General features: G+C 59.8%; 22 protein-coding genes. 11 read left to right on the top strand and 11 right to left on the bottom strand.

Annotated elements, in window-relative coordinates:
• Window positions 1–161: 161 nt before the first annotated feature.
• A complete protein-coding gene (gene thiL / locus ABSG47_RS13165) occupies window positions 162–1,139 on the top strand; it encodes a thiamine-phosphate kinase (RefSeq protein ID WP_424170152.1) in 978 nt (325 codons plus the stop codon).
• A gap of 1 nt (window position 1,140) precedes the next feature.
• Here the strand turns inward: thiL and ABSG47_RS13160 are convergent, their stop codons facing one another.
• The 3 genes from ABSG47_RS13160 to ABSG47_RS13150 all read right to left on the bottom strand — a co-directional run bounded on the left by ABSG47_RS13160 (window position 1,141) and on the right by ABSG47_RS13150 (window position 2,524).
• Window positions 1,141–1,530, bottom strand: coding sequence for a hypothetical protein (locus ABSG47_RS13160; RefSeq protein WP_424170177.1), 390 nt, complete (start codon window positions 1,528–1,530; stop codon window positions 1,141–1,143).
• Window positions 1,531–1,550: 20 nt separating this feature from the next.
• Window positions 1,551–1,829: an AbrB/MazE/SpoVT family DNA-binding domain-containing protein gene (locus ABSG47_RS13155; protein ID WP_424170151.1), complete on the bottom strand. Its 279-nt coding sequence runs from the start codon at window positions 1,827–1,829 to the stop codon at window positions 1,551–1,553.
• A 65-nt stretch (window positions 1,830–1,894) separates the two neighbouring features.
• Complete coding sequence (locus ABSG47_RS13150; protein WP_424170150.1) at window positions 1,895–2,524, bottom strand: NAD(P)-dependent oxidoreductase; 630 nt, start codon at window positions 2,522–2,524, stop codon at window positions 1,895–1,897.
• Window positions 2,525–2,612: 88 nt separating this feature from the next.
• On the opposite strand from ABSG47_RS13150, the gene gltX reads away from it, so the two are divergent.
• Genes gltX through ABSG47_RS13120 form a run of 6 tightly spaced genes read left to right on the top strand, consistent with a single transcriptional unit; the run spans window position 2,613 to window position 6,055 of the window.
• Window positions 2,613–4,142 carry a glutamate--tRNA ligase gene (gltX, locus tag ABSG47_RS13145; protein ID WP_424170149.1) on the top strand — a complete coding sequence of 510 codons (1,530 nt, stop codon included), beginning with the start codon at window positions 2,613–2,615 and terminating at the stop codon, window positions 4,140–4,142.
• Window positions 4,139–4,636, top strand: coding sequence for a phosphatase domain-containing putative toxin (locus ABSG47_RS13140; protein ID WP_424170148.1), 498 nt, complete (start codon window positions 4,139–4,141; stop codon window positions 4,634–4,636). The genes gltX and ABSG47_RS13140 overlap by 4 nt, the downstream gene beginning before the upstream one ends.
• Window positions 4,633–5,214 (top strand): hypothetical protein, encoded by a 582-nt coding sequence (locus ABSG47_RS13135; RefSeq protein WP_424170147.1) that lies wholly within the window; start codon window positions 4,633–4,635, stop codon window positions 5,212–5,214. The genes ABSG47_RS13140 and ABSG47_RS13135 overlap by 4 nt, the downstream gene beginning before the upstream one ends.
• 37 nt (window positions 5,215–5,251) lie before the next feature.
• Complete coding sequence (locus ABSG47_RS13130; protein ID WP_424170146.1) at window positions 5,252–5,437, top strand: hypothetical protein; 186 nt, start codon at window positions 5,252–5,254, stop codon at window positions 5,435–5,437.
• Between the two features lie 9 nt (window positions 5,438–5,446).
• The gene (locus ABSG47_RS13125) at window positions 5,447–5,797 is read left to right on the top strand and encodes a hypothetical protein (protein ID WP_424170145.1); all 351 of its coding nucleotides are present in this window, start codon (window positions 5,447–5,449) and stop codon (window positions 5,795–5,797) included.
• A gap of 60 nt (window positions 5,798–5,857) precedes the next feature.
• A complete protein-coding gene (locus tag ABSG47_RS13120) occupies window positions 5,858–6,055 on the top strand; it encodes an AbrB/MazE/SpoVT family DNA-binding domain-containing protein (protein ID WP_424170144.1) in 198 nt (65 codons plus the stop codon).
• 29 nt (window positions 6,056–6,084) lie between these two features.
• Here the strand turns inward: ABSG47_RS13120 and ABSG47_RS13115 are convergent, their stop codons facing one another.
• From ABSG47_RS13115 to ABSG47_RS13100, 4 genes are all read right to left on the bottom strand, one after another.
• Window positions 6,085–7,278, bottom strand: coding sequence for a glycosyltransferase (locus ABSG47_RS13115; RefSeq protein WP_424170143.1), 1,194 nt, complete (start codon window positions 7,276–7,278; stop codon window positions 6,085–6,087).
• Between the two features lie 40 nt (window positions 7,279–7,318).
• Complete coding sequence (locus ABSG47_RS13110) at window positions 7,319–8,479, bottom strand: hypothetical protein (protein WP_424170142.1); 1,161 nt, start codon at window positions 8,477–8,479, stop codon at window positions 7,319–7,321.
• A 194-nt stretch (window positions 8,480–8,673) separates the two neighbouring features.
• Window positions 8,674–11,106, bottom strand: coding sequence for an ABC transporter permease (locus tag ABSG47_RS13105; RefSeq protein ID WP_424170141.1), 2,433 nt, complete (start codon window positions 11,104–11,106; stop codon window positions 8,674–8,676).
• A 133-nt stretch (window positions 11,107–11,239) separates the two neighbouring features.
• Window positions 11,240–11,854, bottom strand: coding sequence for a hypothetical protein (locus ABSG47_RS13100; protein ID WP_424170140.1), 615 nt, complete (start codon window positions 11,852–11,854; stop codon window positions 11,240–11,242).
• A gap of 219 nt (window positions 11,855–12,073) precedes the next feature.
• On the opposite strand from ABSG47_RS13100, the gene rbfA reads away from it, so the two are divergent.
• Window positions 12,074–12,463: a 30S ribosome-binding factor RbfA gene (gene rbfA / locus ABSG47_RS13095; RefSeq protein WP_424170139.1), complete on the top strand. Its 390-nt coding sequence runs from the start codon at window positions 12,074–12,076 to the stop codon at window positions 12,461–12,463.
• 6 nt (window positions 12,464–12,469) lie between these two features.
• Window positions 12,470–13,540 (top strand): DHH family phosphoesterase, encoded by a 1,071-nt coding sequence (locus tag ABSG47_RS13090; RefSeq protein ID WP_424170138.1) that lies wholly within the window; start codon window positions 12,470–12,472, stop codon window positions 13,538–13,540.
• Window positions 13,541–13,722: 182 nt separating this feature from the next.
• Here ABSG47_RS13090 and ABSG47_RS13085 read toward each other — a convergent pair whose 3' ends face one another.
• A complete protein-coding gene (locus ABSG47_RS13085; protein ID WP_424170137.1) occupies window positions 13,723–14,442 on the bottom strand; it encodes a formylglycine-generating enzyme family protein in 720 nt (239 codons plus the stop codon).
• 456 nt (window positions 14,443–14,898) lie between these two features.
• On the opposite strand from ABSG47_RS13085, the gene ABSG47_RS13080 reads away from it, so the two are divergent.
• On the top strand, window positions 14,899–16,797 hold the full coding sequence (locus ABSG47_RS13080; RefSeq protein ID WP_424170136.1) for an ArnT family glycosyltransferase: 1,899 nt from the start codon (window positions 14,899–14,901) through the stop codon (window positions 16,795–16,797).
• Window positions 16,798–16,875: 78 nt separating this feature from the next.
• A complete protein-coding gene (locus ABSG47_RS13075) occupies window positions 16,876–17,913 on the top strand; it encodes a GNAT family N-acetyltransferase (protein ID WP_424170135.1) in 1,038 nt (345 codons plus the stop codon).
• A gap of 144 nt (window positions 17,914–18,057) precedes the next feature.
• Here ABSG47_RS13075 and ABSG47_RS13070 read toward each other — a convergent pair whose 3' ends face one another.
• From ABSG47_RS13070 to ABSG47_RS13060, 3 genes are read right to left on the bottom strand one after another with little or no spacing between them, the layout of a single operon-like run.
• Window positions 18,058–18,234, bottom strand: coding sequence for a hypothetical protein (locus ABSG47_RS13070; protein WP_424170134.1), 177 nt, complete (start codon window positions 18,232–18,234; stop codon window positions 18,058–18,060).
• Window positions 18,234–18,650, bottom strand: coding sequence for a DUF6677 family protein (locus ABSG47_RS13065; protein WP_424170133.1), 417 nt, complete (start codon window positions 18,648–18,650; stop codon window positions 18,234–18,236). The genes ABSG47_RS13070 and ABSG47_RS13065 overlap by 1 nt, the downstream gene beginning before the upstream one ends.
• Before the next feature lie 58 nt (window positions 18,651–18,708).
• Window positions 18,709–19,038: a four helix bundle protein gene (locus ABSG47_RS13060; protein WP_424170176.1), complete on the bottom strand. Its 330-nt coding sequence runs from the start codon at window positions 19,036–19,038 to the stop codon at window positions 18,709–18,711.
• Between the last annotated feature and the right edge of the window lie 131 nt (window positions 19,039–19,169).

Raw genomic sequence — 19,169 nt, 5'->3', positions numbered from 1 at the left:
CTTTTGGCTGGTCAATGAAAGAGAAGCCGAAAAATCAGGTTTTCCACAGGAAAGCGGCAGCCAGGAGCGGACTTTCCGCATCGGCCTGCCACGCTATCCTGCTTGAGATGCGGCCTGATAAAGAAAAACCGGGAGCGGGGACAGGAATCGGGAGCGGCGAATTGGAGCTGCTGAGGTGGATTCGCCACCGTGCAGCGGGCATGGGGGCAGGAATTGGCCGGGGCGGCGTGCGCGTGGGCATTGGGGACGACTGCGCCGTGCTGCGGCTCCGGCGCGGCGAGGAGATGGTTGTCACCACGGACCTGAGCCTGGAGGGCCGGCACTTCCGGCTGGACTGGCACGCGCCGGAGGCCGTGGGACATCGCGCGCTGGCGCGGGGGCTCAGCGACCTGGCGGCAATGGGAGCGCGGCCCGTGGCAGCGTTTCTCTCGCTGGCCGCGCCAAAGAAGCTCGCCGCGGCGCGGCGCGGCGTAAGCACTTGGGTAGATAGGTTTTACGATGGATTGCTTGCGCTGGCTGAAGAGCACGGAGTTCCGCTTGCCGGAGGTGACCTGGCCGAGTTTCCGCAGGTTCTGGCAGATATTGTGCTCGTAGGAGCGGTGCGGCAGGGCCGTGCGCTATTACGCTCCGGAGCTCGCGCAGGCGACGAAATCTATGTGACCGGTGCGCTGGGCGGCGCGGCAGTCGGGTTGAGAGCGCTGGAGGCATTGGGCGGAAAAAAAGCCCCGGCACGACTGGTACAGACGCTGAAACCACATCTTTTTCCTGAACCGCGGATCGCACAGGGGCTTTGGCTGGCTCGTCACGGCGCGGCGACCGCTGCAATGGATCTGAGCGATGGACTTTCCATCGACCTGGCGCGGCTCTGCGAGGAATCCGGCGTAGCCGCGGAGATCGACGAAGTTGCACTCCCCGCAGCTCCGGGAGCGACGGTAGACGACGCACTGCACGGCGGCGAAGACTATGAGCTGCTGTTTACCGCCAGACCTGGCACAAAGCTGCCCCGCAGCATCGCCGGCGTAGGCATTACGAGGATTGGCCACATCGTAAAGCGCAGCGCAGGTAAGCCACAGGTGGCTTTAAGCGCACCATCCGGCAAAACAGCAATCCACCCGCGCGGCTGGCAGCATTTTGCCTGAGCTAGAGCAGACGCAGTTCCGGAAAATAGCACCGGTAGATGCCTTCATCCTGCGTCACCAGTCGATCCGCGTGGATAAGTGCATGCGCGCCTATGAGGAAGTCGGTCAATATGCGGCGTGGAGATTCGCTGCCTGACGCACGGCGTGCATTTGCATACGCCGCATAGCGCTGCCCGGCAAGCGACCAGGCACGTTCCTCGATATGGAAATCGATAAGAATTCCCGCTGCATGGAGATTTGCCCTGATGGCCGCAGGCATAACTTTTGGATGAGCGTGTAACTCTCCAAAAACCGCTGGCCCTATGAGCAGCGGGCCGTCCTGCAAGGCACGGCTCAACTTTGAATGCAGAACCGGTGCAGTTGGCTCATTCGACCACAGCGCCGAGATGATATTTGTATCGATGGCAGTGATCAGGGCGTGTCCTCGTACCCGAAGAGCTTGGCATCCAGTTCATCGTGGCCGCGCATTTCGCGCCAGAAGGCAATATTTTCCTCGTGTGTCTTGAACGCGGGAAATGCTCCAACCATTTTTGCCAGCGGGTCTTCGTCCGTGATCTCCGGGCGCACTATCGTGCGGCCATCTTCGTCATAGACAAACTCCACCTTATCGCCTTTTTTAAGCCCAAGGCGGCGACGTACCTCGATGGGCAGCGTGATCTGGCCTTTGCTGGTGACGGTGGCGGACAGCATCCTTACTTATGCTCCTTACTGTAAGGATAGCCCTCCTTACCTGCAATCGCAAGCTGTCTCGCCCCTTAGTACGCGATCGTGAATTGCTGATTCAGCCGCCGTGGCCGCTCCAGCTCATCCACCAGCGCAACGGCATAGTCCTCGGCGGAAATCCGGCTTTCGCCGTTTGCGTCCGTCAGAAACTCCTTGCCGCCCATGCGGAACTGCCCTGTCCGCTCGCCGGGCTGGATTAGTCCCGCTGGGCTGAAGTAGCCCCAATCGAACCGCGAAGCCTTCAGCAGCGGCAGAATCTCCCGGTGCGCCCGCGCGATGGCAAGCCATTCGGCCGGAAACTCGGGTGTATCCACCAGCTGAATTCCGGTTGCCACCTCCAGACTGCCCGCGCCGCCCACCACGATCAACCGCTTCACTCCGGCGCGCGCCAGCCCATCCATCAGCGATAAGACGATGCCTGCAAGCGCGCCGGGATTTTCCTGAGGTGGGGCTAGCGCGCAGACGGCTGCGTCCGCGCCATCGGCGGCGGCTGCCACGCTCTGCGGATCGTCCGCATCTGCCTCAACCGCCGTGATGCCGGCACCCTTGGCAATCTTTTCCGGGTTCCGCGCCGCTGCGACAACCGTGTGTCCGCGGCTCACAAGCTCCTGTAACACCCGGCTGCCAATCATGCCGGAGGCTCCAAACAGAACAACTTTCATGATCTTTCTCCCGTGCCATCGGATGCGGCAGTCTCGCTGCCCGTCTCGCATATTTTCGCGTGCAGGAGGATGATACCAAGCGGCTATCATGAATGCTGTGACGACCGAGAAGAAGATTCGCGTGCGCTTTGCGCCCTCGCCAACCGGAATGGTGCATGTGGGTAATGCGCGGACGGCGCTCTACAACTGGCTCTTTGCGCGCCGCACAGGCGGTGAGTTTCTGCTGCGTATTGAAGATACCGATCTCGAGCGCAGCGAGGCTCGCTACGAGACGCAGCTCATTGAAGACCTGCACTGGCTGGGCCTGGACTGGGATGAGGGTCCTGGCCGGACAGGCAACGCTCCGGAGGGTCCTTTTGGGCCGTATAGGCAGAGCGAGCGGCTGGAGATTTACGCAAAGCACACCGAGCAGTTGCTGGCCGAGGGCAAAGCCTACCGCTGCTTCTGCACGCCGGAGGAGCTGGAGGCTGAGCGCAAGCAGGCTGCGGCGGAGCACAGGCAGCAGGTGTACTCCGGCAGGTGCCGCTGCCTGTCTCAAGAAACCATTGACCAAAACCTTGCGGCCCGCAGGGCTTATGCTGTGCGGCTCAGGATCGAGAATCATCCGCTGAAGTTTCATGACCTTGTTCGCGGCGAAGTGGAGTTCGCGCCGGAGACGGTGAGTGACCCGATCCTTGTTCGCTCCGCCATCGGCGGCGCTTCGCAGGGTGTTCCGGTATACAACTACGTGGTCACCGTCGATGACGCGCTCATGGGCATCACGCATGTAATCCGCGGCGATGACCACATCTCGAACACGCCCAAGCAGGTGGCCATTTATGAGGCCTTCGGCTGGCCGGTGCCGGAGTTCGCGCATCTCTCCACGATTCTCGGCGCGGACCGCGAGCGGCTCTCCAAGCGCCACGGAGCTACGTCCATCGCCAGCTTCCGCGAGATGGGATACTTGCCCGAGGCGCTGGTAAATTATCTGGCGCTGCTTGGCTGGGGCGCGGAAGATGGCAAGACGGAGACCTTCACACTCGACGAGTTGACGCACATATTTTCGCTCGAACGCGTAACGCCTTCTCCTGCGGTCTTTGACTTCGACAAGCTGAATTGGCTCAACCGGCATTACATCAAGTTGGCTGATCCGCAACGTCTCGCCGCGCTTGCACTTCCGTATTTTTCCGAAAGGCTTGCACAGGCAACAGCCCCGCCAGAGGCGTGGTTTCTGCGTCTGCTGGCGATGATTCTGCCCAGCGTGGATCATCTTGATCAGCTCCCCGTCAAGGCCGCGTCGATCTTTGATTACGATGCCGAGGCCGCGCGCACCAATCCTGAGAATGAGTCGCTTCTGAATACAGACTCGGCCGGCATTGTGCTGGCGGAGTTTGCGCACCGCACGCGAGCGCACATGGGTCCAATCACGCCGGAGCTTTTCAAGGAGTGGATGAACGAGATCAAGGCGGCAACGGGCGTCAAAGGCAAGGATCTCTTTCATCCGGTGCGGATCGCTCTGACCGGCGCGCACTCGGGGCCTGAATTCGACAAGTTGCTGCCGCTGATTGAAGAGGGTTCATCGCTAGGCCTCGGCATCCAGAGCGTGCAGGAGCGAATGCAGCAATTTGTGGGGGCGTGAACACAGTGCAAGACGTCTTCTGGATTGGCGGCGATGATGCTCCTCCGTTAGCAATCGTGTTGCGTCCACGTGGCGAGGACTGGCTTGAAGACGAATTGCGCCGATTGAAGCAGAACGGCATCGACACTATTGTCTCGATGATCGAACCGCAGGAGGCCGCGTCGCTAGGACTTGCAGAAGAAGCCGAAAAGGCACGCGGCGCGGGCTTACAGTTTGTTTCCTTTCCCATTCCAGATCGCAATTTGCCTCCCAACATGGCGGAGTTCCGCGAATTCGTTTCGAATCTTGCAGAGAGGCTGAAGAGCAGTGAGCACATTGGCATACATTGCCGCGCCAGTATCGGAAGAGCCACAATCGCTGGCGCATGTACGTTAATTCATCTTGGCTGGAGGCCGCAGGCTGCTCTCATGGCAATTGAGAAAGCACGTGGAGTGCCCGTACCCGATACGTTTGAGCAAACAGCATGGATCTTGCGTTATGAGGCGACTGCATGAGCGCCCATACGCCAGCTCCGGAATCAATTCTCCTGTTTCCGCATACGTGGGTAGCGGAGATTTTGCCTGCGAGGCCGCTGATTTTGCCGCAGCGGACTTATATCTATCCACAGGCTGCCGAAGAGGTAGAGCGCGGCGCGCTCGAAGTTCTAATCCGGCCAGCCGGTGAGGCCGCGCAGCCGTTTCTGGCCACGTGTGCGCTGGGATTTCGCGATCCTTCTGTTCCAACCGGTTTGTGGTCCGTGCCAAATCCAAATGAAATCTGTGCAGTCTCGGGCGGATATGCCTACCTGATCGACACAACCGCTCCCGAGCGCTTTACAATGCTCCCGCTGCGGCCAGTGATGCAGATGTGGCCCGCGCTCGAGGCCGGTTTATTGCTCTTCGCCGGGCATCACAGCATTCTGGCGTGGGGCAGCGAAGGCCTTGCCTGGCAGAGCGGCAAGCTCTCGGATGAGGGCGTAACGATTACGGGCGTCGAGGACAGCATCCTGCGCGGCACAGGCTGGCAGATGATGACGGATAAGGAAACAGAGTTTGCGCTGGATGTAAAGACCGGTAATCCAATTCGCTCCTGAAGGCGCGCACGATCTGCGATACGATATTGGCGAAGCCATGCGCATCCTCGGCCAGACCGAAATTCAAACCTTCGACTCGGATGGCGAGTTAAACTTCATCGTTACTCGCCAACGGGGCTGGGCTGATTATTTCGCGGTGCCGCTCTGCATAGGTATTGCGGTCGTGGCATGGGTGCAAGGATACCAACTATTCGCATTTTTATGTGGTCTCTGCGGCGGGTGAGCATTAATCGTGAACTGGGTTCAAGATCCGTCCACGCGGCTGCGCGTCACTCCGAATCAAATCATCGCAGACGGCAATCTTCATGAAACCTTCGATTCCGAAATCAAAATTCTGACTACAGAAGTGAAATCCATTGACTATGCCGTCGGAGGCGAACATGAGCCGAGCGGTCTCTATGTGAGGCGCGGCTGGTCAAGCACCTGCGTATTGCCAGGCATCAGCCGAGAACAGGCTGTCTCCATACGCGATGCCATTGCTAGAAAGTTTCCTGAAATTGGAGAGATTGATCGTAGCCCTGCCTCGCTGCTTCATGGCGATTCAAGCGGAGTCACAACGCTGGGGCTTGGCAAGACAGATTGAAATACCAATCCGTGAACGTTTTAATGAACGGCTAAGAGGTTGCCGATAAAGCATAGAGCCATGCGTCGCATCGCAATTGTCAACTCGAAGGGTCAAGTGACGATTCCCGCCATTTTCCGCAGGATGTATGGTTTGACTGCCGGAACAAAAGTCTATTTCAAAGAAGCAAACGGAAAGTTGTTTCTCGTTCCATGCAAGTCTGATAGATCTTTGTCACTCAAGCGAAGCCGAAAAGCAGCTGTTACAACGAAACGTTAGAACAAACCGTGCGCTCAGGCACTTTGAATTTACGCGCTCAACGGCACTTCCTGCGGCACCAGCGTTTCATACGCATCATAGACACCATCGAAGACCGCATCCCAGCTTGCCGTAAGCGCGTAGGCGCGGGCAGCATTGCGCATCGCTTCGTGCTTTGCCGGATCCATAAGAATCTCAGCCACCGCCGCAGAAAACCGCTCATCCGGAACAATGCGCCCCGTCTGGCCATCGCGCACAATCGTGCACGGTCCACCATCCGGCGTGACGACTGCGGGGACGCCGCTGGCCATCGCCTCCAGAATCACGTTACCGAACGTATCCGTATGCGACGGAAACACGAACAGGTCCATGCTCGCATAGGCGGCTGAAAGCGCCTCGCCGCGCAACACGCCTGGAAACTCCGCGCGATGCAGCCGCTCGCGCAGCCAGTTCTGCTCTGCGCCGTGGCCCACAATCAGGAAGCGGAAGTTCGAAATGCCCATGCGCTCAAGCTCATCCTGAATGGTAACAAGCTGCGCAACATTCTTCTCAATGGAAAGCCGGCCCACAAAACCAAGCACAAACTCAGTGTCATCTGCACACCGCCCGCGTTTTGCCGGATGAAAGAGCTCCGCATCCACACCGCGGGGCATCAGGCGGCATTCGCGGCCCGTGGTGCGCTCAAGCAGTTTGCACAAATTACGATTGGGCGCAAAAAGAATGCGAGCGACGGAATAGAATTTGGCTGCCGCAGTCAGCGTCAGCTCTTCAATCTTCTGTTCCGTAGCTTCGGCGCGCTCCTTGGGCAGCATCCGCAGAAACCAGTCGGCGCGGCGCGCGGCATACTCATGCACGTTGGTATGCCAGCTTGCGGCCAGAGGCAGGCCAAGATGATGCGCAAGGCCCGCGCCCAGCATGCCTACCTCGCTGGGGCCGGTAATGTGAATCAGGTCCGGCGAAAAGCGCGTCAGCGTCTCCTCAATCAGCGGAACGTGACGCGGAAAAGCCGGGTCGAAGCGAAGGTCTTTTTCAAGCCCGAAGGACAAGATGCCGCGCGGCAGCTCCAGCGTCCAGACATTGCCATCCTGAATCAGATTCTCTTCGCGGTCGCCGGCGCGCACGCAGAGAAACGGCAGGTTTCGCCTGCGGGCAAAGGCCTCAAAATGACGGCTGGTGTGCGCCACTCCGTTGATCTCATGGAAGGAGTCGGGAAAATACGCGATGCGTGGCGTGAAATCGATCATGATCCCTTGCAAGGCCGGAAAAGCCGGCCCCGCTTCCGAGTTAGCCTTCCTGTTCGCCCAGTGCCAGGCGAAGCTGGCGCGACTCGCTCCAGGCGAAGCGCAGGCTCTTGGACACAGGCGCGGTGCCCATCAGCAGCACCAGCGCAATGCCATAGCGCATCACCGCCGGCGCGGAGCCATCCGGCCACAACTCGCATAGCGGACGAGCATTTCCTTTGACGTCTGGATGGTAGACGCGCTCATCCCAACGTTGTGAGCCTACGGGAAAATCCGGATAGTGGCGGACCGCATCGAGCGTCGACTGCAAAATGCGGTGCTTCCAGGGATTCGCATACTGCGGCATAAAAAGCACATCCGAGCGCTTCTCTTTGCGAATTTCATGCACAAACTCGGTGAAGCTGGCGGCGTTGGTCAGGTTGATGTTCGCGTTCGGCTCTACACCGTGGCGATCGCCGCCGGAGATCAGCAGCATGTTCCACTTCTCAGCCAGACGGCGCACATCGCGATTCTCTTCCCAGTTACGCAGGCCGTTCAGCTCCAGCGCGTGCATAAAGTTGCCGTACTTGAGCAGGAACTCATTGACCAGAAACTTGTGCTTCTCGCGACCGATGAGGAAGAGATCCCAGAGCGGGTGGTTGAAGACGACGAGCACATTCGGCTCATCGTTGAGCGCGGCCAGAATCTCGCCAAGGCGCTCGTCGCTGGGGTGCTTCGTGTAATCCTCAAGCGTCGCCATCCACTCAGCGGCCCTGGCGCTGGGCAGGTTGTGAATGCCCAGGTGGAAGTCCTGCTCGCCGCCGTAGGGCGCGCTCCACTCCACCGAGACCGGAATCTGCCGCGCGCTGGCCACAGTGCGCAGCAGCATGGGCGCTTTGATGTTGTCGTGGTCGGAGATCGAGACCATCGACGCCACATTCAGGTCCTCGATCTGCTTGCTCTCCAGATCGAAGGCCAGCTTGGGGGTCATCGGCGGAGTCCAGTAGCTGGCGGCGTAATTGACGGCCATGCTATGGTTGTCCTTCGACCGGCGCTCCATGCCCGAAATAATTGGGCGGATGATCGGATACTGATTGCCGAAGTTCGCCAGAAAATCAAGCGTTTCCTTAGATTGATTCGTGTGGCTGTGCAGCGAAACGCCTGCGCGGTATCCATCGGCGGCCTTGCGGTCACGCCAAAGATAGGAAACGGTCGATTGGGCCATTTCTTCTCCTTAATCCAGTATTTGCTAGCGCTTAATCCTCATTCATTTTCAAGAATCGACGTGAAAGCGCGGTAAACGGTGGAAAAACAGGCGTTCAATATCGGCGTGGAACCAGTATAGATACGGGGAGGGGACGGGGACAATAAGCGCCGAAATTGAGTAGTGGGTCAGTTTGAATGCCGCGGCGGTACGAGTCATTCCTGCCGGATGGCCAGCATCGGGTCAATCTTCGCTGCGCGCCGAGCTGGAAGCCAACAGCCGACTGCCGCAGTGAGAGCGACCAGTGCGACCTCGATCCAGACGCCGCCTGACTGTCCAGATTCGAGCCCCGGGAGCATCCCGCGCAGAATCCTCATCAGAGCGAGCGTTATTCCGAGCCCGGAGGCCAGCCCAATCATGGCTGTGACAAAGCCCTGGCGAAAGATCAACGCCTCAACGCTGCCGCGCGTGGCTCCCAACGCAATGCGAATCCCGATTTCCTGCGTGCGGCGCGAGGTAACATACGTTGCCACCCCATAGACGCCGGCGGCAGCCATTGCAAGGGCAAGGCAGCCGGTCAGAGCCAGGAGGAGCATGATGAACCGCCGGTCCGCCAGGGAGTCGTCAATGAGGGCTTGCATCGTTGCGCTCAGGAAGATCGGCTGATTGGAATCGATGCCGGCGATGGCCTGACGAACCGCCCTTTGGACCTCGATCCCAGGCCGGTCGCTTCTCACCACCAGGAATGCGGCCTTGGGCAACGCGCTCGCGGCAAGATAGACCGTTGCCTGCTGCTGCGGACCATCCATCGACGCATGCCGGCTGCTCGATACCACACCGACGACACGTTTCCAATGATTCGGATCTTCAGGGGAACAAAAGACGCAGACGGGTTTGCCGATTGCGCTCTCGCCAGGCCAGAGACGCTTTGCAACGAAGTCACTGACTATGGCAGCGTCACTAGCGTCACTCATGTCTTCTTCATTCAATAATCGCCCCTGCAGTAATCGAATCCCCATAGTCTGCAAATAGCCTGCGCTCACGTCATCGATTTCCGCAGCTATCTGGCCGCCTTGCGACGCTCCGCCCGCGTTTCTGCCGACCAGTCCGCCGGTATTCTCTCCGCTAAACGGCAGAGCATCGTTCGTTCCTGCGCTCTCGATGCCAGGAAGCGCACGAACCGAATCCAGGGCGCGGCGATAAAACGTTCCCCACTCTTCAGGAGTCTGGTACCGCACAGAGTCCCGAACAATGATGAACGCAGTAACGCGCTTCGCGTCGAAGCCGGGATCGGTTCTGAGCAGGGTGGCAAAACTTGCCAGAAGCTGCCCTCCGACCACAACCAGAGCCAACGCCAACGCGACCTCTATGGCAACCAGAGCGCCGCGAACTCGATTGCTTGTGACAATTCCACCGTGCGAGCGAAGGCCCTGATTCGCATTGGCTTGCGTCCAACCTGCTCTCATGGCGGGAACCATCCCGAACAAAAGACCGTTGGCGAGTGCAACAACAAGCGAGAAAACAAGAATCTGCCAGTCGGCGTGTGCCGCGCCCAGGCGAGGAACATTTACCGGCGCGATGCCCGGCAAAGCTCTCCAGGCAACGACCGTAAAAATATAGCCTCCCACTCCGCCGAGCGCCGCGAGCACACAGCTCTCCGTCAGCAACTGGCGAATAATACGCCACCTGCTTGCGCCCAGCGCCATGCGAACCGTAATCTCCCGCTGGCGCGCCAGACCACGCGCCAGCAAAAGGTTCGCGACGTTCGCACAACCGATAAGCAGAAACATGACGGCTGCCGCCATCAGGACCCAAAGAGCATCTTTGGCGTTTCCCAGCATCCGGTCGCGCAGAAGCCCTATATGGAGGATGTGGTCTCGATTCGTTGCCGGAAGCTCACGGCTGAGATCGGCGCTGATCGTTGCCAGGTCTTGCTGAGCGTCGTTTAGCGAGACACCGGATTGCAATCTGGCCACCACGCCAACTGCCGCGTACGGCGCTTGAGACTTGCCGCTGCGATACGGCGCCCAGAAGTCAACGTAGGGAGAAGGAGTGTGAACGGCTGCGCGACGCAATGGGAAATCAAATCCGCGCGGCATGACACCGAGGATGAGGCAACTCTGGCCGTCAATCGAGACGCTGTGTCCCACAATCGATGGGTCTGCATTAAACCGTCGAACCCAAAGGCCATAGCTGAGGATGATCTCGTTGGCATGGCCGGGCTGATCTTCATCTGGAAGTATGTTGCGCCCGAGCATCGGCGAGACACCCAGAGCGGGAAAGAGATTTGCGGTTATGCGCAAGCCGTACAGGGCTTCGGGAGGTGTAGGACCGTTGCCTGCGAGGTTGAACATTTCGTTGCGGTAAACAGCAACCGAAGCAAGGGTGCGGGTTCGTTGAGCGATCTCCTGAGCGTCGCTCCAAAGGGCCCAGTCGGAATGCGACGGCCCAAACTTGGGAAACTCTGTTCTGATCTGTACAAGTTCAGAGGGATGAGCGTACGGCAAAGGCGTAAGGAGCACGGCTCTGAACGCCGTGAAGACCACCGCTGTTGCTCCTACGCTCAATGCGATCGACAGGAGGGCAATCCCCGTAGGACCAGGAGTTCGCCTGAACAGGCGAAAGGCGAGCCGGATGTCTCGCATCATGGGTATCCCTCCCCGTAAGTATTTTCAGATTGCGCCGGACGGTCAAAAGCGAATGTTCGCAGAGCCGCCCGATCTCGTGTCAATGCTCAAATTCACCGGCTACCAGAAGCTGAAAGTCCCAGGCGGTGCGCGCTTACCGCGTCGGCCATTCCTCGACCACGACGCCCATGTCGTTGAGCTTCTGGATAGCTGCTTCCATGTTGCGGCGAATCGCGGGGCGATCCTTGCGCGCGGCCTCCGGAGCCTCGGCAATCGCCACCACCCGGCCATAGCGCCACGCGCCTTCGGGCAACGCAATCAGCGCCTTCGGCAGATCGGCCGGACGAATCTGTAACTCCTGCCTCCGGGCGGCCTCCGGGCGAAGCATCGTACCGGTGCCCGCCTCGCTGGGATTGGCGTCCACCATGATGACGCGCAGGTCAATCTGGTTTGCTGCCACCGTCAGGAAGGGATTTTTCCACTCGGCCGGCTCATGCACGTTGACATAGAGGCTCTTGGTGGGCAGCGGAATGTGCTCCAGCGCCGTGCGCTCACCAGCGGACTCGCTGGCTGCCGCGCGGGCGAGCTGGGCCCGGGTTTCAGCGCTTTGGGCGGCATGCACAGCGGCCTGCTGCGCGGAGTGCGCCGCATTGGCGGCAGCGCCCGCCACCTCCTGCTCCTGCTTGCCGCAGGCGGAGAAAGCAAGGCTGAATATCAGCCCGGCGGAGACAAAAAAAACAGCTTTATTGGAGGGTGCCACGGTCTTCACTTTCAGCATAGCAGGCGTTATACATGCCGCGAACGGCGCCTTCATTGCAAATTCTCCATGTTCTTAACTCTTATGGTCCGCCCGTTGGCGCGGTAGAGCCACATTTGCGCGCTGCCAGGCCGCGCCGGCCCTGCTATCCTAAGTGGTTTACCCACGCTCCCGGCGGCATGTGCATAGAACGCCAGCCGCACCGGATGCGGGATGAGGAGGTTCGAGCCGATGCCGGAGGACAGGGCAAGAAAACATCATCAGGACCGCGTAGCCGAAACGCTGCGCGAGGAGATCGGCGCCATGATCGGCGGCGAGCTCACTGACCCCCGCATCGCCTCCTGCCACATAAGCGAAGTCGTGCTCAATCCCGGCGGAAAATCGGCCCGCGTCTACGTGGAACTGGACAAGACCACGCCGGAGATCGACAAGGCCGAGATTGAGACCGTCGCAGGCCTTGAGGCTGCCAAGGGCTACATTCGCTTTCAGCTCAAAGAGCGGATGGGCAAGCGCCACGTGCCGGAGCTGACATTCCTGGCCGACCGCTCCGGCCGCCTCACCGCGCGCATTGACGAGCTCATGACCCGTGGCCGCAAGCGGCAGAAGGCGCAGGCCCAATAAACCCGCATGGATGACGCCCCGCACAAGCAGGCATCTGCAGCCGGTACCGGACAGGAGCCCAGGGAGGGCTTTAATCCCGCCGCATATCCGGTCGGTTCCACGCCGCAGGATCCGATTGCCGCCATTCTGGACGTGCTGCGGCAGGGCGAGCGATTCCTGGTCTGCTCTCACACGCGGCCGGACGGCGACGCCGTCGGCTCCATGCTGGCCATGGGAATGCTTCTCGAACAGATGGGCAAGCGCGCCGATCTCGTCGCCTCCGACCGCGTGCCCGCCATCTACCGCTCCCTGCCCGGCGCGGATAAAATCCGGCATGTACTGCGTATGCACGGGCTTTACGACGCGGCCATCCTGCTGGAGTGCGACAGCCTGGAGCGCTCGCGGGTTCGTGGCCTCGAACCGTACTTCCACATCAATATCGACCACCACTCCACCGGCCGCAATTTTGCGCATCTTAACTGGATTGACCGCGACGCCACAAGCGTGGGCGAGCTGGTGCATCGGCTGGTCAAAGCCGTTGGAGCCACGGTTACGCCGGAGATGGCTCGCTGCCTCTACACCACCATACTTACGGATACCGGCGGCTTCATCTTCGGCGCGGTGCGGGAGTCCACCTTTACGCTGGCAGCGGAGATGGCTCATGCCGGCGCGGATCCCATCGCGATAGCGCGCGAGATTTACTTCTCCACGGCTGAATCCCGGCTGCGCCTGCTGGGCACGGCCCTGAGCACGCTGCACCGCGAGGGACCGCTGGCCTGGCTTTGGGTCACACAGGAAGACATGGTGCGGGCCGCAGCCACAGAAGAAGACTGCGAAGGTATTGTGAACTACGCTGTCGGCATTGCCGGCGTGGATGCGGCTGCCTTTCTCCGCGAATTGCCCGAAGGACGCATCCGGCTCAGCCTTCGCAGCAAAGGCCGCCTCGGCGTGGCCGCTATCGCCGTCGGCCTCGGCGGCGGCGGCCACGAGAACGCCGCAGGCGTCACGCTCGATGGCCCCATGGATCGCGCTATCGAGCAGATTCTTGGCGTCTTACGCATTGCAGATGAGAAAGCCAGGAACGACAGCGCTGGGTAGTGGGCAGTTTGAATCCACAAATCAAATCAAAATTGGAGACGTGTCAATTTCCGAGCAGGCGAACAATCTGACCGGAAATGGGACGGCAGCGGAACGCTCAATGAGCGCATCCGTTAAAGCACAGGCCGCGTAGCTGCGGCTACGCAATACCGGCCTGATTCAGCATTGAAAAAGCGGTGCCCTCATCGGCGCGTCACGCTACGACTTGCAGATTCCTCCTCCGGCCATGCGGATGAGGCGCAACGGAAGCCAATATCGCGATGGCGAAGATCGGGTGGCGCGCTGAGCCGGCCTGAGACTCGCACATCCCGCGAAATGTTATAGAACGAACCGCCCTTCAGGATGTGCTCGCCGGGCCCTTTGCCGGCATCCTGGACCCATTCCCAGACATTTCCCAGCATGTCCCACAGTCCATAGCCGTTGGGCAGCTTTGTAGCCACGGGATGCGTACTGTCCTTGCTGTTTGGGTCATACCACGCCAGGGATGCCAGCGGCTCTTTCGGCAGTTCTGCAGTTCCTCCGTAAGCGGCATATTCCCACTCCGACTCCGTGGGCAGCCGCATGCCGATCCGACTGCAGTAGGTTGTCGCGTCCGTCCAGCCGACCCGCTCCGCTGGAAGATCCGCGCCTTTGTAGTACGAGGGATCGGCATTCATGACCCGCATGTATGCCGCCTGGGTCACCTCGGTGCGGCCGATCCAAAAGCCGCTGGCAACGATGATTTTCTCCCGGTGCCGTTCGAGGCCATAGCATTCCGTGTCTCCCGGCAGGCAACCCGTAAAGTAGCTGCCGGGCGGTATCCATTGGTAGGTCAGACCATCCTTGGGATTCACCTTTGAAGAGCCTCCGGGAGCTGCGAGGATACCGGCGGTCAGAACCGCCGCCATGACCTTCAGGCTCATAATCCGGAATTTCCCGTTCGGACTCGAAAACGGCAAAACCATGCACCATCCTCGCTGGCCGACGACCTTCGGACGCGTTTTTCCCTCCCTGCGCTTCGGGTGTTCTGGCGGCAACATCTCGATGATCATGCTACAACGTAACGGGAAATCGCCGAGGGGCTCATCGAGCCTCCAGGCGAACATTTCTGGGTTCTGGCTATATCACCGCCAATCCGGAAACTACCGATTTAACCCTGTGGATTCAAACTGACCCACTACCCAGGGCTTGAGAAACCGGGCTGGCATGTTAGCCTTGTCCCTGATGCGGCCTCGGACGGCTCCCCCACCCCGGTTGCCGCACACATACCGTCTGGACTGCGCTCCGCGTAATGACGCGCAGCAAGACCAGCCCGGTGAACAAGGATGTTCTCGATTTTGTCCGTTGTAGAACCCCGCACTTCTGGAGAATTACTGAACGTGGAAGCGTTCCAGAACCCCTCCGACCCGGTTGAGCATGAACTTGTGGAGCCCGAGCCGCTGCATAAGCGGCTCCCAAAGTGGTCCACAGTCTGCGAAGCAACTGTTTTTCTTGCGTTTACAGTTTTTTTTCTGCTCTATGGCGTCACACCCATGCTGGGCGGAGACGGCCTGGGCCTTGTGGGCGCCGACGAGCCGCGCTATGCGCAGGTAGCCCATGAGATGCTGGGCCGCTTTGACGCCGCGCACACTATTAAGGAGCGCCTCAGCGCCTGCGTCACACCCTTTCTGTATGGCCAGCCGTGGCTGGAAAAGCCTGCCCTCTATTACTGGCGCGCCATGTTCATCTTTCAGGAGTTCGGCGTGCATGACTGGAGCGCGCGGCTGCCTTCGGTGAGCTTCGCCTTCATCATGGCCGCGCTCATTTATCTGCACATGCGCCGCTTCCGCGCCGGAGGCCATCTGGATGCCGCGCTCATTACCGTGGCCTGCGCTGGCGTGATCAGCTTCGCCCGCGGCGCTTCGACAGACATGCAGATGGCCGCGCCGCTCTGTATCGGGCTGCTCGGCTGGTACGCCTGGTATGAGACCGGCTCCAAATTCTGGCTCTTCGATATTTATTTCTTCACCGGCGTTGCCACTCTGGCCAAGGGACCGGTAGCGCCGTTTCTGGCGCTGGTTATCCTCGCCGCCTTCGCCTTCCTGCGCAAAGAATGGTCCATCCTGAGAAAATCCCTCTGGTGGCCCGGCGTGGGGCTGTACTTCGCCATTGTGCTGCCGTGGTTCATTGCCGTGCAGCACCAGAACCCGACCTTCTTCCGGGAATTCTTCCTCGAACAGAACCTACAGCGCTTTGCCACCAATAAATACCAGCACATGCAGCCCTTCTGGTATTACCTGCCGGTGGTCATACTTGCGACCATGCCCTGGACGGTTATCTCCGTGCGGGCGTTTATCGATGGCATCCAGACCTCCGTGGCGGAGTGGCGGTTACGGCACTCAAAGAATCCCAAACTGAAGGTTTCGCGGCCCGGCGACGGCTTCCCTGAGTTCCTGGTCCTCTGGGCCATCATCCCCGTTGTCTTCTTTTCGCTCTCAAGGTCCAAGCTGCCAGGCTATGTCCTTCCCTCGATTCCGCCCATTACCATCCTCACCGGCGACTATCTCTTCCGGAGGCGCGGCCCGGGCCTGAACCGATGGGTGCTGGCCGGACATGCCGCTCTCACCGGACTTCTCGCCTTCGTCGGTTTCTTGTTGCCGTGGTTCGTGGCGCATGGTGCGGAGATGCCTCCATCGCGGCCGCTCATCGTAGCGCTGTTGGCCGCCATCGGCGCTGCGTTGCTCATCGTCATTGTGGTCAATGGTTTCGGCGTGGCGCGGTTGCGGCTGGCCACTTCGTGCGTGCTCGTTGTTCTTTTGCTCTTCTTCTACGGCATCGGTCCGTTCGTCGTGATTCCCGCGTGGGCGCGCACCAAGCATGTGATTCATGAACTGGACAGGACCTACTCCGCCCGCCCGCTGGCGGAAAAGCTGACCGGCTATGCGCCGGAGAGCGAAACCGTGGCTGTCTATCAGGTGCGCCGCGATGTGGAATATGGCCTCGGCTTCTACCGCAATCATGAAGTAGTGAACTATCAGGAGAGCGGCGTCCCCGCTGGACAGCATCTGCTGGTGGCGCGCGTCACCGGAAGCCACGACGCCGATCTGCATACCCGAGCCGCGCTGGAAGAATTTCTCGAGGGCCGCCACTATGAAGCCCTCTTTAGCTGGCCCGAGCAAGGGCTTGAGGTCTATCTTGTAGGGGAAGCTGAAAGTCCCCGTCTGGACGCGGTGCCTGGGGCAAAATCGCCTGCCGCGCCACAGAATCAGGGCCCTGAGTTTCCCCTTTCGAAACCGTAGTCCGGCAGCACGTAATGGATTTACGTCTTAGAAATCTTGCACTCCCGATCCAGTCATGGCACAGTAACCGGAAGGGCCGTGCGAAATGTGGTGGTGGGCGTGACATCTGGGGTTTCCTACGAGGTTCTCGATCTGCGGCATTTCATGGGCCGCGCGCTCCGGCCGCTGCTCGAGGCCGAGGAGCGAGTGTGGGCCGCGCGCCTGCACTGGGATTACCACCCCTCCGCCAAGCTGCTGCTGCAATATCTCGATAGCCGTATGCTGCCCGGCTACGCCGCCGTGGACAGCGCGCCGGGACCAGGCCCGGGGCGCGTAGCAGCTTACGCCTTCTGCGTCTATGAAGACACCAAAGCTGTAGTGGGCGATGTCTTTGCCGATCCAGACATAGAACACTGGAAGCCGCCGGCAACCAGCTTTGCAGGCCAGTCGCCGCTTGAAATCGAAGAGAATCTGCTGCGCCATCTGCTCGAAACCCTGCAGCACTCTCCGCACGTCAACCGCATTGAGTCACAATTGCTGGTGCATCCCTCCGGGCGGCATGAGACCAGCTTTCGCGCGGCGGGCTTTGATCTCTATCGCCGCCTCTTCATGCTCCGCAGCCTGGACGGATTCGACCAGTGGGCGCGGATCGAGATGCCCGCAGGCTTCGAGATGCGCTCCTGGCGCGACGATGACATGCAGGCGGCCAGCCGCCTCATCAGCGAGTGCTACGCGGGCCACCCTGACAGCCGTATCAACGATCAATACCGCACGCCCATCGGATCGCTTCGGTTCCTGCAGAACATCGTGCGCTTCTCCGGCTGCGGAACCTTTTCGCCGAGCGTCTCGCATCTGGTCTTTGAGCATGACAGCCGAGATCCGGTGGCGCTCATGCTGGGCTCGCGTGTCAGCACGCACAGCGGCCACATTACCCAGCTCTGCGTGCGGCCCCAGGACCGCGGGCGCGGGCTTGGAAAGATGCTGCTGGCCATTGCCGCCCAGGGCTTCATGAAGCACGATATCCGCGAGATCTCGCTCACCGTCACCGAAGCCAACTCGACTGCGGTCGACCTTTATCGACGCGAGGGATACCAGGTAGCGCACACCTTTGACGCCGGCGTGTGGGAGAAAAGCTAGGGATAAGAGAAGAGGGACAAGGAAGGAACGTCTTAGTTTGAAGTTTCTGTAACAGGGCACGACTTTAGTCGTGCCGAAAATGAAACAAAAACATCCGGGCTTTAGCCCCTGAGGGATGCTTTTTCAAGCTGAGAGTTCGCGCGCTCAATGCGCAATGAAGTACATCAGCCAGCTCACCACAATCCCCGACCCGACAAACAGCGCAAAGCAGTAGATGCCGTAACGCAGCATCTTCTTTGGCGTGTCACGCATGGTGATGCCGAAGACCGTGGAAGCGAAAAGCGAGAAGAGCGCCAGCGCGCTAAAGTGCGAGATCTGCATCAGGCTGCCTTTCTCCCGGTGCGGATATTGTGCGCATCCACGGCGGCAATCACATTCAACAGGCCGGCAACTTCGATAAAGCGCGTGCCCCAGTCCTGCGACGTAATCTGCACCTGGTCGGCGCCAAGCCCCGCGACCCTGCCTACCAGAAACAGCAGACCGTTGCCCAGGTCGCCTACAAAACCCAGCAGGTCCAGAATGTCATGCACATTCGAGAAGAGCTGGCCCTGCATCGCCAGGCCGATGACGAACATGCCCACCACGGAAGCGGCCAGCAGCGCGCCCCGGCCCCACTTCCCCAGCAGAAAATGCCCCGCGCCCGGAACCAGCCAACCGGCAATCAGCGGCAGATACACGAAGCCTTGATTCGCGGAGGATTTCGGGACAGCGTTAGAGGTGGTTTGTGGGCTTGCCATGCTGTTTTGACTATATCGCATAGGGGCGAAGGACGAGGGACGAAGGACGATCTCAACACTATACGCGGAGGATGCGTATGGTTGCCGTCAGCATTCTTCCTACTTCATCGCAGAGCGCCTCGGCTTCATCCAATTCCTGCTTTCGCTCAAAGCCTAAGCGCCTCGCAAAGGCAAGCTGAGTCTCAATTTCGCAATTGGAGCCCCTTGCCACACCAAGAAATTGGAGATATTCCCCTTTAGTGGCGCGGCCATAACCCTCTGCGATGTTGCTTGGGACAGAAACTGTGGCGCGGCGCAATTGATTGATCAATCCAAACCGTTCAGAGTCCGGAAATGCCGCCGTGAGCTTGTAGATTGCCAGTCCAGACTCCATGGCCCGTTGCCAGATCGCAAGTTCCTTAGATCATTTTCACAGTTATTGTGGCTTTCCGAATCGAAGTCTGAACCAAGCCTGGGCATTGTGGTCGGTGATCTGAGGAAGTAGCGTTTCGATGGCTTGGTCGAGGGCTATGACGGAGC

The organism is Occallatibacter sp. (assembly GCF_049510455.1).
Classification (GTDB): domain Bacteria; phylum Acidobacteriota; class Terriglobia; order Terriglobales; family Acidobacteriaceae; genus Telmatobacter.
Note: the sequence above shows the minus strand (reverse complement) of the source record. Positions and strands in the feature narration are given on the sequence as shown.

Excerpts from the sequence above, each read along its gene's own strand:
- ABSG47_RS13155 (WP_424170151.1), bottom strand. The coding sequence starts at position 1,829 with ATGCTGTCCGCCACCGTCACCAGCAAAGGCCAGATCACGCTGCCCATC.
- ABSG47_RS13150 (WP_424170150.1), bottom strand. The coding sequence starts at position 2,524 with ATGAAAGTTGTTCTGTTTGGAGCCTCCGGCATGATTGGCAGCCGGGTG.
- gltX (WP_424170149.1), top strand. The coding sequence starts at position 2,613 with ATGAATGCTGTGACGACCGAGAAGAAGATTCGCGTGCGCTTTGCGCCC.
- ABSG47_RS13135 (WP_424170147.1), top strand. The coding sequence starts at position 4,633 with ATGAGCGCCCATACGCCAGCTCCGGAATCAATTCTCCTGTTTCCGCAT.
- ABSG47_RS13130 (WP_424170146.1), top strand. The coding sequence starts at position 5,252 with ATGCGCATCCTCGGCCAGACCGAAATTCAAACCTTCGACTCGGATGGC.
- ABSG47_RS13120 (WP_424170144.1), top strand. The coding sequence starts at position 5,858 with ATGCGTCGCATCGCAATTGTCAACTCGAAGGGTCAAGTGACGATTCCC.
- ABSG47_RS13115 (WP_424170143.1), bottom strand. The coding sequence starts at position 7,278 with ATGATCGATTTCACGCCACGCATCGCGTATTTTCCCGACTCCTTCCAT.
- ABSG47_RS13110 (WP_424170142.1), bottom strand. The coding sequence starts at position 8,479 with ATGGCCCAATCGACCGTTTCCTATCTTTGGCGTGACCGCAAGGCCGCC.
- ABSG47_RS13105 (WP_424170141.1), bottom strand. The coding sequence starts at position 11,106 with ATGATGCGAGACATCCGGCTCGCCTTTCGCCTGTTCAGGCGAACTCCT.
- rbfA (WP_424170139.1), top strand. The coding sequence starts at position 12,074 with ATGCCGGAGGACAGGGCAAGAAAACATCATCAGGACCGCGTAGCCGAA.
- ABSG47_RS13090 (WP_424170138.1), top strand. The coding sequence starts at position 12,470 with ATGGATGACGCCCCGCACAAGCAGGCATCTGCAGCCGGTACCGGACAG.
- ABSG47_RS13085 (WP_424170137.1), bottom strand. The coding sequence starts at position 14,442 with ATGAGCCTGAAGGTCATGGCGGCGGTTCTGACCGCCGGTATCCTCGCA.
- ABSG47_RS13070 (WP_424170134.1), bottom strand. The coding sequence starts at position 18,234 with ATGCAGATCTCGCACTTTAGCGCGCTGGCGCTCTTCTCGCTTTTCGCT.
- ABSG47_RS13065 (WP_424170133.1), bottom strand. The coding sequence starts at position 18,650 with ATGGCAAGCCCACAAACCACCTCTAACGCTGTCCCGAAATCCTCCGCG.